General features: G+C 69.7%; 8 protein-coding genes. 7 read left to right on the forward strand and 1 reads right to left on the reverse strand.

Annotated features, from left to right (window positions below):
• The first annotated feature begins 179 nt into the window (after positions 1 to 179).
• From EDD30_RS33620 to EDD30_RS33640, 5 genes are all read left to right on the forward strand, one after another.
• Positions 180 to 1,340, forward strand: coding sequence for an alkaline phosphatase PhoX (locus tag EDD30_RS33620; RefSeq protein WP_071803041.1), 1,161 nt, complete (start codon positions 180 to 182; stop codon positions 1,338 to 1,340).
• A gap of 554 nt (positions 1,341 to 1,894) precedes the next feature.
• Positions 1,895 to 3,343, forward strand: a complete 1,449-nt coding sequence (locus EDD30_RS33625; protein ID WP_071803054.1) for an alkaline phosphatase PhoX — start codon at positions 1,895 to 1,897, stop codon at positions 3,341 to 3,343.
• 169 nt (positions 3,344 to 3,512) lie between these two features.
• A complete protein-coding gene (locus EDD30_RS33630) occupies positions 3,513 to 4,445 on the forward strand; it encodes a 1-phosphofructokinase family hexose kinase (RefSeq protein WP_211277653.1) in 933 nt (310 codons plus the stop codon).
• A gap of 145 nt (positions 4,446 to 4,590) precedes the next feature.
• The gene (locus tag EDD30_RS33635; protein ID WP_280526189.1) at positions 4,591 to 6,171 is read left to right on the forward strand and encodes a PAS domain S-box protein; all 1,581 of its coding nucleotides are present in this window, start codon (positions 4,591 to 4,593) and stop codon (positions 6,169 to 6,171) included.
• The gene (locus EDD30_RS33640) at positions 6,168 to 7,895 is read left to right on the forward strand and encodes a putative bifunctional diguanylate cyclase/phosphodiesterase (RefSeq protein WP_084556083.1); all 1,728 of its coding nucleotides are present in this window, start codon (positions 6,168 to 6,170) and stop codon (positions 7,893 to 7,895) included. The genes EDD30_RS33635 and EDD30_RS33640 overlap by 4 nt, the downstream gene beginning before the upstream one ends.
• 58 nt (positions 7,896 to 7,953) lie before the next feature.
• Here the strand turns inward: EDD30_RS33640 and EDD30_RS33645 are convergent, their stop codons facing one another.
• Entirely contained in the window at positions 7,954 to 8,901 is a 948-nt protein-coding gene (locus EDD30_RS33645) for a methionyl-tRNA formyltransferase (RefSeq protein WP_071803043.1), read from the reverse strand.
• A gap of 279 nt (positions 8,902 to 9,180) precedes the next feature.
• Between EDD30_RS33645 and EDD30_RS33650 the strand changes: the two genes are divergently transcribed.
• Both EDD30_RS33650 and EDD30_RS33655 read left to right on the forward strand, forming a co-directional pair.
• On the forward strand, positions 9,181 to 10,542 hold the full coding sequence (locus EDD30_RS33650; RefSeq protein ID WP_071803057.1) for a lysine N(6)-hydroxylase/L-ornithine N(5)-oxygenase family protein: 1,362 nt from the start codon (positions 9,181 to 9,183) through the stop codon (positions 10,540 to 10,542).
• Positions 10,543 to 10,594: 52 nt separating this feature from the next.
• A complete protein-coding gene (locus EDD30_RS33655; RefSeq protein WP_084556084.1) occupies positions 10,595 to 11,632 on the forward strand; it encodes an iron-siderophore ABC transporter substrate-binding protein in 1,038 nt (345 codons plus the stop codon).
• Positions 11,633 to 11,675 lie beyond the last annotated feature (43 nt).

Raw genomic sequence — 11,675 nt, forward strand, 5'->3', positions numbered from 1 at the left:
AGCACTGCTGCGCGGCCGCCGTGTCCGGGAGGCGGATCCCTGGTGAACCGGTCGGCCTGGACGCCGTTGGTGGTCTTCGATACCGGATGCCCGTGGAATCGCCCATCGGCGTTCATCTTCCGCACCGGCGCCGTCAAGCCGCGCGAGGTCAGATCCGAGGAACCCATCAAGGAGGTTCCATGGATCGGCGAACGATGTTGCGGGCCGCTGTCGTCGGCGCGGGAACGGTGGCCTTGCCGTTCACGGCCTGGTCTGCGGCGTACGGGGCGCCGGCGCAGAACGCGCCAGGACCGTACGGTCCGCTGCAGCCGGCGGACGCCCACGGCATTCAGTTGCCCGCCGGTTTCACCAGTTCGATCGTCGCCCGTTCCCGGCAGGTGGTGCCCGGTACGTCGTACGTGTGGCATGACGCCCCCGACGGCGGTGCGGTGATCCCGAACGGCGCCGGTTGGATCTACGTGTCGAACTCCGAGGTGAGCGCGGCCGCCGGCGGAGGCGCCTCCCGGATTCTCTTCTCCTCCACCGGAGCTGTCGTCGGGGCGTCCCGGATCCTGTCCGGTACCAACAGCAACTGCGCCGGCGGTAAGACGCCGTGGAATACCTGGCTGTCGTGTGAGGAGGTCTCGTTGGGCCGGGTCTTCGAGACGTACCCCCTGGGCGGGACGGCGGTGGCGCGTCCGGCGATGGGCCGGTTCAAGCACGAGGCCGCCGCCGCTGATCCGGTACGACAGGTGATCTACCTGACCGAGGACGAGACGGACGGCAAGTTCTACCGGTTCCTGCCCACGACCTGGGGCGACCTCTCCTCGGGCACGCTGCAGGTGCTCCGCGCGGGCAGCGCGACCTCCGGGTCGTTCACCTGGGCTACCGTTCCCGACCCGGACGGTTCGCCGACCGTGACCCGGCGGCAGGTGTCCGGGGCGAAGACGTTCAACGGGGGAGAGGGCTGCCACTACGCCGACGACACCGTCTGGTTCACCACCAAGGGCGACAACCGGGTCTGGCAGATCAACCTCGTCAGCAACACGTACGAGCTCGCGTACGACGACAACCTGGTCAACCCTGGTGCCGCCCCGCTGACCGGCGTCGACAACATCACCGGCTCCACCGCAGGGGACCTGTACATCGCCGAGGACGGCGGCAGCATGGAGATCTGCATCATCACCCCTGATGACAAGGTGTCGTCGTTCCTGCGGATCACCGGCCATAGCGGCTCCGAGATCACCGGACCGGCCTTCACGCCCGCCGGCGACCGGCTGTACTTCTCCTCGCAACGCGGCACGTCAGGCTCCTCCTCCGGCGGCATCACCTATTGCGTCACCGGTCCTTTCCGCCGGTAGGCACGGCTGCCCGCCTTGCGCCCTTCGGCAGCAAGGCGGGCGTCATGGCAGCGAGGTTCGAAACTGGTCGTCGTCGACGGCGCAGGGCGGCCGGTTCCACGGCGGGCGGGACACCGTGGCCGACCAGCAGGTTGGGCAGTGGCGTCGCGGCGCCAGGACGCGGCACCGCTCGGGCGACGCCCGCAGTGTCAACGAGGGCGGGACCGGCGATCAGGCCGGCGACGGCGCCCCCGGCAGCGGCCATGAACCGGCGGCGACCCACGGTCGGTGGCTGATCCGGCGGCCTTGGCGGCGGGGGCGATGCATCGAAATAGAGGGGCATACGTCGATGCTCGGAGCTGCCGAGTGGCCACCGACACCGTACTCATGCGAACGCCGTGTCAACAGCCCATGTCCGGCAGACAAAGAAACCCATCGATGTCATCGGTATGTTGTGTGAGTGGCTCTCACTCTTCACCGTGATGTCGCGAAACCCTCACCTGAACGGCGCGCAGGTGTTGGTCGGTAGGGGTTGGCTGGCGCGCGTCCCACTCACTGAGAAGGAGCTCACGCACGTGCCTACCTCTCGTCGTACCTTCCTGGCCGGCGGTACCGCCGCAGGCGTCGGTCTCGCCGTCGCCGGCGCCGTCCCGTCTCTGGCCCAGGCCACCCCGGGCCGGCCGCGCCGGGACGGCGGCCATGTGCCGTTCCCGCCGCTCGTCGACGACCCCGACGGCATCCTGGCGCTCCCTGAAGGGTTCAGCTACGCCATCGTCACCCGGACCGGCGTGACCCGGCTCGACCGCGGCCAGGGCCTGACCCCGTCCAGCCCCGACGGCATGGCCGTCTACCACGCCGGCCGCGGCCGCTACACGCTGATCCAGAACCATGAGATCGACCCGGGCGAGGAGTTCGGCGTACCGCACGTCAAGGGCACAGTCTACGATCCGGGCGCGGTCGACGCGGGCGGCTGCACGGTGATCACGACCGACCGGGCCGGCCGCAATCTCGGCGAGTTCGTCGCCATCTCCGGCACTGTCGCCAACTGTGCCGGCGGCCCCACCCCGTGGGGAACGTGGCTGACCTGCGAGGAGACCGAGGACCGGGCCGGAGACAAGTGGACGGAGGGCGGCCGGGCCGGCGTCTTCCAGAAGGACCACGGCTACGTCTTCGAGGTCTGGGCGGACGGCACCGCGAACCCGCGGCCGATCAGGTGCCTGGGGCGCTACGCCCACGAGGCCCTGGCCATCGACAAGGATCGCACCCACATCTATCTGTCCGAGGACGCCGACGGACCCAACGGCCTCTTCTACCGCTGGACCGCCCCGCGTGGCGTCCGGGTCGGTCCGGGCGTGCTCACCCGCCTCGCCCCGGACGCCGGCGTCCTCGCCGCGATGCAGATCATCATGGACGACGGCTCGGTGCTGCCGGACGTCGCCTACCTGACCTCCGCCCAACTCGGCCGTCCTTTCCCCGTACGGTGGATCGAGGTGCCCGAGCGCGACGCGAAGACCACACCGGTGCGGGAGCAGTTCGCCGACGGCCAGGTCACACGCGGACGCAAGTTCGAGGGCGTGTGGGGCACCGACGAGGGCGTGTACGTCGTCAATTCCTTCGCCTGGGAGGATGGCGATCTCCCTGCGGACGCGGTCCCGCACGACGGCATGGTCTGGTTCTACAACTACCGCGCCAAGACCATCCAGTTGGTCACCTACTTCCCGCACCAGAGCACGTCGGAGGAAGGCGCGCCGGCCAAGTACACCGACCTGGCCTTCGACGGCCCCGACAACGTGACCGTGACACCGTGGGGAAGCCTCGTGCTCGCCGAGGACGGCGCCGGCGCGTCCCACGTGCTCAGTGCCTTCCCGGGCGGCCCGACGTACGCGATCGCCCGCAACCAGCTCAACGACTCCGAGTTCTGCGGACCGACCTTCACCGACGACGGCGAGGTGCTCTTCGTCAACATGCAGGACCCCGGCCTCACCCTGGCCATCACCGGCCCGTGGCAGAAGTACCTCGGCTGAACCGATCGAGCCGGGCGCCGGCGGCACCCCCGACACATGTCGAGGGCGCCGCCGGCATCGGCGGTCTGCACATGCCATGGCGGCGACTAACGCCGCGAACAGCGGCGTCCGAGCCGCTGTTCACCGGGGATTCATGTTGAGCCGACCGGGCCGGGGTATCCCGCGGAGCATGGCCGACGACGGCACGATCCTGGTCTTCGCACCGGTTCCGCAGCTCACCATCACCATCGAGCAGCAGGGCGAGACGCCGGAGCTGCACGTTCACCCCGGCGGGCAGGGCATCTGGCAGGCCCGGATGTGCGCCGCACTGGGCGCGCCGGTCACGCTCTGCGCCGCCGTCGGCGGCGAGATCGGCGATGTCATCGCCCGACTGTTGGAACGCGAGGATGTCCGGGTACGCATCGTCGCGCGCGACACCGGCAGCGGATGGTACGTCCATGATCGCCGTGACGGTTCGCGGTCCGAGGTCGCGGAGCATCCCGGTGTGCCGCTGGGCCGCCACGACCTCGACGCGCTCTACACTGCCGCGCTCGCCGAGGGCCTGCGTGCCCGGATCGCGATACTCAGCGGCGCCGCGGGCCCCCAGGTCGTCCACCCCGACGTGTACCGGCGGCTCGCCGCCGACCTCAACTCCCATGACGTCCGTGTGGTGGCCGACCTCACCGGTGACCATCTCAGCGCCGTGCTGCAGGGACGGGTGGCCTTCCTCAAGGTGAGCCACGAGGAACTCATCGACTCGGGCCGCGCTCCCGGCGACGACGACGGCGCCCTGCTCGACGCCGCGCACCAGTTGCGGGCCGAGGGCGCCGAGGCGGTGCTGATCAGTCGGGCGGACCGGCCCGGCATCGCCCTGCTCGGCGACGACCCGCTCCTGGTCGGCCTGCCGGCCTTGCAGACCGTGGACCACCGCGGCGCCGGCGACTCGATGACCGCCGGAGTCGCCACTGTGCTCGCCCGCGGCGGCGACCTTCCCGAAGCCGTCCGCACCGGCGCCGCCGCCGGAGCGCTCAACGTCACCCGCCACGGCCTGGGCACCGGCCACCGCGACGCGATCGCCGCCCTCGCCGACCGGGTCGCCCTCACCCCGCTGAACGCCGGCTGATCGCCGCACAGCGGTACGGCCACCAGCAGCGGCTCGATGTGGCGCCTGATGCCGCTGAGTTGGAGGAGGCCCGGTGGGAAGGGGGGTGATATCCCTCTGCGGATCCCGGCTCAGCTTTCGGTGGCGTCTACCGATTAAGCGCACTGTGTGGGCTCAGAGCAATGGCGGCGCTGCCGTTCAGACGGCAACTTGCCCGGCCGCCACGGGTGGTGCGCTGAGTGCTACCTCGCTGGCTTACCTCAGTGTCGACCGGATGGGTCTGATCACGGACTGGAACCCGGCCGCGGAGCGGATGTTCGGCTGGACCCGCGCGGAGATCGTCGGACAGCCGGTGGCCGACACGATCGTGCCGCCGCAGATGCGTGCCGCGTTTCTGGTCACGTTCACCCGTCACCTGGTGACCGGTGACACCAGCTCGTTGGGTCGGCGGCTGGAGTTGCCGGCCCGCCACCGCGACGGCCACGAGCTGCTCATCGAGATCACCATCGACCTGGTCAACAACGGCGCGGACGGGTTCTGCGCGTTCGCCCACGACAGCACCGGCCGACGCGAGGCCGAACAAGCGCTGTGGGAGAGCAACTCCCTGGTGCAGGCCATCCTCGACCACACCACCGCGGTGATCTCCGCCAAGGACCCCGATGGAAAGTACCTGTTCGTCAACCGCGAGTTCGAACGACGCTTCCAGGTCGCGGCCGGGGAGTTGGTCGGTCGGACCCAGGCCGACGTGCTTCCCGCCGCGCTGGCGGCGGTCTCCCAGGAGCGCGACGAGCAGGTGCTGCGCAGCGCCACCGCCTCGACCAACCTGGAGGAGCTTCCCGCCGGCGACGAGTTGCAGCAGTACATCGTCACTCGGTTTCCCCTGCTCGACCCGAGCGGGGTACCGCGCGGGGTGTGCTCGATCTCGATCGACGACACCGCGCGCCGGCGCAGCGCGGAGGCGCTGCGCCGCAGCGAGGAACGCTTCGAGCGGATCGTGAGCAACATGCCCGGCATGGTCAGCCGGTTCGAGTTCGCCCCGAACGGGGCCATGGCGTTCAGCTACGTCTCCGACGGCTGCCGCGAGGTCTTCGGTGTCGAACCCGAGGCGGTCCTCGCCGACGCCACCGTCATCACCAGCCTGTTCGGCCCCGAGGAGACCAAGTCGATCGTCGACAGCATGCGGGCGTCGGCGATCAGCCTCGAACACTGGCGCTGGGAGGGGCATGCGACCCTGCCCACCGGGGAGCGCCGCTACCTGCAGGGCACCTGCCGCCCGGAACGCCTCCCGGACGGCACCCTGGTCTGGGACGGCCTCCTGCTCGACCGTACCCGGGAGAAGAGGGCCGAGCGCGACTCCGCCCGCGCTCGCCGCGATCTCCATCAGTTGATCTCGTCGCTACGCGGCTATGCCTTCACGGTCAAGGCGCAGCCCGATGGCAGCGTTCGCGGCGTCTACAGTAGTGCCGACGGCTCGGAGATCTTCGGCGGGCCGATGACCAGCCACGGCGACTCCCTCGCCGCGGCCATCGCGGCGCTGGTGCACCCCGAGGACCAGCCGAAGTACGCGGCCTTCTGGGCCAGCACACGGGCCGGGCAGCCGGGCGACCTGACCTGCCGGATCATCGGTTACGACGGTGTCCAGCGGTGGGTCTTCATCCGGCTACGCCCGCGGCCGGAGGACCCCACGACGCTCGACGGCGTCTGCTGCGATCTGACCCCGCTGCCCGGCAGCCCGGCGACGTCATGACCGGCACCGTGGCGCCCACCGGCTACCAGGACCGCATGCCTCGCCAGGTCGGGGAGCTCGCCGTACCGGTGAAGCCCGTCGCCGCGAGCACCCCGCTCGCCGACGTTCAGGCGATCCTGCGCGAGGATCCGCTGCTGCCGGGCGTCGTCGTCCGCGCCGTCGATGGTCAGCTCCGGTTGCTGAGCCGCGTCCACGTCGAGCACGCCGCCGTACCGGGGCTCGACCGCGTGCCCACCATGGGCGACCTGCCGCCGGCCGAGACCCTGAAACTGCGGGCCAGCACGGCGGTCGACGTCGCCGCGGAAGCGGCGCTGGCCCGACCGTCCGCGACCCGTGACGACGCCATCCTCATCACCTGGCCGCACAACCGGTACGGCATCGCGCCGATGCTGGACCTCATCGCCGCCATGGCCCGCCGCTACGTGCGACTCACCCGCACCGACGCCCTCACCGGACTCGCCAACCGCCACGCCCTCACCACCCGCGGCGAGGAATGGCTGCGCGAACACACGGATGGTGCGCTGCTCGTCATCGACCTCGACCGGTTCGCAGAGATCAACGAAGCCCTCGGCTACCAGGGCGCCGACCAGATCCTGCGCCAGGTCTCCGCCGCCCTCACCGAGGCGGCCGGAGACGACGACATCGTGGCCCGCCTCGACGGCGACCAGTTCGCGGTCCTGCTCACCGACCGCCCGGAGGCCGGCACCGAAGCCGGCCCCGACGGATGGACGGAGCGGATCGCCCACCAGCTCGCCCAGCGGGCCCGCGGCCCGTTCACCGTCACCGGCATCCCGGTCAGCGTCGAGATGAGCATCGGCGTCGCCCACACTGCCCAGGCAGGCAACGACGTCGACACCCTGCTGCGCCGGGCCACCATGGCCATGCAGGTCGCCAAGCGGGCCCGCACCGGCGTCGAGGCGTGGGATCCGCACGCCGCCGCGGCCCGCGGCACCGACCTGCGACTGATGGCAGAACTACGCGCCGCCACCACCCGCGGGCAACTGCGCCTGCACTATCAACCCCTCATCGCCGCCGCTGACGGCCGCCCGCACGGCGTCGAGGCTCTCGTCCGCTGGCAGCACCCCGATCGTGGCCTGCTGCCGCCCGGAGTGTTCCTGCCCGACGCCGAACGCTCCGACATCATCATCGACCTCACCGACTGGGTCCTCGCCGAAGCCATCGGCCAGGCCGCCACCTGGCGGAGCGCCGGGACGCCGATGCCGGTGTCGGTCAACATCTCCGCCGCCTACCTCGCCCAGGAGCGGGCCGTGGCGACCATCGCCGCGTTGCTCGCCGTGCAGCAAGTGCCGGCCGACCTGCTCACCGTCGAGATCACCGAGAGCACCATGATGACCCACCCCGAGCGGGCCGCGACCCGCCTGGGTGCCCTGCGCAAGCTCGGCGCACGGGTGTCGGTCGACGACTTCGGCACCGGCTACACCTCGCTCGCGCTCCTGCCCGAGCTGCCCATCGACGAACTGAAGATCGACCGCAGCTTCGTCTCCCGGATGGTCGACTCCGCCCCGCACGCCGCCATCGTGCGTACCGTGACCGACCTGGCGAAATCCCTCGGAGTGACCGTCGTCGCCGAAGGCATCGAAGACGAACCGACCGCGGACGCCCTCCGCGCGCTCGGCGTCGACCTGCTGCAGGGTTACCACTTCGCCCGCCCGCAGAGCCCCGAACTGCTGCAGCTTCCAGGACTGTCCCGCCAACGGTGTTGACCGACGACCGGGGCGGCGACGTGCCGCCGGCCCCGTGCCGTCGTTCGTCGCTCGCCGGTTACGGCTGGTTGGTGAGGTAGCCGCCCATCGTGGTGAAGTACTCCGCCGCGGGCAGTTCCCGACCGTCGTGGGTGCGTACCCGCTTGATGGCCAGCCCGTGGTTGCGGCCGGTGCGTGCGTCGGCGCCGGCGACGATGACGACCGCGTCGCCCTCCTGGTAGAAGATGCGCCCCGGGGTTCCGCCGTAGCGTCCCTGCGACACCGCGGCGGCGAGAATGTCGAGTTGCTGGCCGCGGTGGTAGGTGAAGGCGCTCGGGTACGGGGCGCACTGGGCGCGCACGAGTCGCTCCAGATCCTCCGCCGGCCAGTTCCAGTCGATGCGAATGTCTTCGGTGGAGCGCTTGTGGAAGAAGCTGGCCTTGGACCGGTCCTGCTTGACCCAGTCGGTGCGCCCGGAGGCGATCAGTGCCAGGCCGTCCACCGTGATGGGACCGAACAGCTCGAGGGTCTTGTGGAACAAGTCCGTCGTGGTGTCGGTCGGGCCGACGGGTACCGCGCGCTGCAGGACGATGTCGCCGGCATCGAGCTCGTCGTTCATCATGTGGGCGGTGACGCCGACCTCCTTCTCCCCGTTGATGAGCGCCCAGATCAAGGGCGAGAAGCCGGCGTAGGCGGGGAGCAGGGAGTCGTGGATGTTGAGGGTGCCCCGGGGCGGCAGGTTGAAGATCTGCGGGGGGATCCAGGTCCGCCAGTTGGTCGCCACGATGACGTCCGGTGCCGCCTCCTTGAGGGCGCTCATCAGGTCCTCGTCGTCGGGGCGGTTGCGGATCAGCACCGGCACCCCGTGCTGCTCCGCCAGGTCGGCGACGGAGTCGTCCCAGATCTTCTCGTAGGCATGATCGCTCTTCGGGTGGGTGACGACGAGCGGGACCTCGTGCTCGGAGTCGAGGAGCGCCTGCAACGTGCGGTGCCCCCAGGTCTGGTAGCCGAACATGACGACCCGCATGACGTTCCTCCTTGTGGCGCGGCACTTATTGCGCTGTAGTAAAGCAAGGCTTACCTAAGCAACGCAACGCGGCCCCTGTGTCGCAGGTCGACCCGTGTGTCGACCCCCACCTCACGATGACATCGAAGTTAGGTTAGGTTAGCCTAAGGCGGCTCCCAGGGGCCTCCATAGTGGCCTGCCGGCGTCCCCCGGCTACCCGACTGACCTGCGTTGCCCCGCCGAGACGGCGGGTTCCCCGACCGGCTTCACCAGCGGCCAGCCCCGCGCGATGGGATGGACATGTCACACGATCTTGCAGGCGATGATCTTCCGGTATTCGACCTCGTCGGCATCGGGTTCGGCCCCTCGAACCTCGCGATGGCGATCGCGCTCACCGAGTACAACGCCACTGCCGGCATCGAGCGGGCAGTGACGGCGCACTTCCTGGAGCGGCAGCCGCGATTCGGCTGGCACCGCGGCATGCTCATCGAGGACGCGACGATGCAGGTCTCCTTCCTGAAGGACCTGGTGACGCTGCGAAACCCGGCCAGCGAGTTCAGCTTCCTCTGTTACCTGCAGAGCAAGGACCGGCTCGTCGACTTCATCAACCACAAGAGCCTCTTCCCGCTGCGGGTCGAGTTCCACGACTACTTCGAGTGGGCGGCCGCGAAGGTCGACGACCTGGTCACCTACGGGCACGAGGTCGTCGAGGTGCAGCCCGTCGTCCGCGACGGGGCCGTCGTCTACCTCGACGTCACCGCTCGCCAGGTCGGCGGCTCGGGCGAGGTCGTGGTGTACCGGGCCCGCAACGTGCTGGTCGCCACGGGCCTGCTGCCGAACCTGCCCGAGGGGGTCAGCGCGTCCCCGCGGATCTGGCACAACCGCGACCTGCTGTTCCGCGCAGCCGAGCTTCCCGTCGACGCCCCGTCGAGGTTCGTCGTCGTGGGTGCCGGGCAGAGCGCCGCCGAGACCGTCGCCCACCTGCATGAGCGCTTTCCGCGGGCCGAGGTCTGCGCGGTCTTCTCCCGGTACGGCTACAGCCCCGCCGACGACAGCCCGTTCGCCAACCGGATCTTCGACCCGGCGGCGGTCGACGACTACTTCGCCGCGCCCAGCGAGGTCAAGCAGCGGCTGATGGCGTACCACGGCAACACCAACTACGCCGTCGTCGACATGGACCTCATCGAGGACCTCTATGCCCGGCTCTACCGGGAGAAGGTGCTCGGGGTCGAGCGACTGCGGATCTTCAACGCCGCCCGCCTCGGCCAGCTCTCCGAAACCTCCACCGGCGTGCGAACCATCGTGGAGTCCCTGGTCAGCGGCGAGCAGACGGAGCTCGACGCGGATGCCGTGGTCTTCGCGACCGGCTACCGCCCCGCCGACCCGCTGCGGTTGCTGCCCGCGGTGGAGCCCTACTGCCACCGCGACACGCACGGGCGGACCCGGGTCGGCCGCGACTATCGCGTCACCACCTCACCCGAGCTCCGCTGCGGTATCTACCTGCAGGGCGCCACCGAGCACACGCACGGCATCACCTCCTCGCTGCTGTCGAACACCGCCCTTCGGGTCGGCGAGATCCTGCAGTCGGTCATCGAGCGGGGTCGTCCCGCCGTGCCGGTGCATGCCGCGGGCGCCGTCGAAGAGGTCGGCGCCGCCCGTTAGTGACAGGCGTCATTCCAGTCTTTCCCCGTCAAACTCCGTGAAAGGTCCCTCTATGTCCACATTGTTCGGTTCCTTCCGTCGGGCCAGACGCCTGAGGGCCGCTCTGCCTCTGACGACCGTCGCCCTCGTCTCCGCTCTGGCGCTCACCGCCTGTGGCGGTGCGAACGCCGAGTCCAAGAGCGGCGGCGCGACCGGCGCGAGCGGTGCGTTCCCGGTGAGCATCGAGCACAAGCACGGCACCGCGGAGATCAAGGCGGAGCCCCAGCGCGTCGTCACGCTCGGCCTCAGCGATCAGGATGCGGTCCTGGCGCTGGGCGTGAAGCCGGTCGGGGTGGTGGACTGGTTCAAGGAGAAGCCGTACGGGAAGTGGCCCTGGGCGCAGCCGCTGTGGGGCGACACCAAGCCGGAGATCGTCGGCGAGCGGGACGAGTACAACCTCGAGAAGATCGCCTCGCTGAAGCCGGACCTGATCATCGCGCAGTACTCCGGCATGAAGAAGGAGCAGTACGACAAGCTGTCGCAGCTCGCCCCGGTCGTCGGCCAGCCGAAGAAGTTCGAGGACTACCAGGCCCCCTGGCAGGACATGACCAGGGCGATCGGCAAGGCGCTCGGCAAGGAGGCCAAGGCGAACGAGCTGATCGACGCGGTCGGCAAGCGCTTCGCCGAGGCGCGCAAGGCGCACCCCGAGTTCGCCGGGAAGACCACCGCCGTGGCCGAGGTCTACCAGGCCGGCACCTACTCGGTCTTCTCCCCGAACGACCCGAAGATGCTGTTCCTCGCCGAGCTGGGCTTCACCGTCACGCCGAAGTTCCGTGAGGCGGTGGGCACGAAGAACGTGGCCGATTTCAGCTTCGAACGACTGGACATCGTCGAGGCCGACCGGCTCTTCTGGTTGGTCGCCGACGACGCGGCCGCGAAGCAGATCAAAGAGGACAAGCTGTACAGCAAGCTGAAGGTCGCCCAGGAGGGCCGGGACGTCTACCTGCCCTACGAGACCCCGCCGGTCGGCGCCGCCATGGCATTCAACACCGTGCTGAGCATCCCGTACGCCATCGACCAGGTGGTGCCGATGCTGACCGCCAAGAAGTAGCACCAGCATCTACGACCGGGCTCCAGTGACAGTGGCAAGGAAA

Origin of the sequence: Couchioplanes caeruleus, assembly GCF_003751945.1 — a bacterium.
GTDB lineage: Bacteria > Actinomycetota > Actinomycetes > Mycobacteriales > Micromonosporaceae > Actinoplanes > Actinoplanes caeruleus.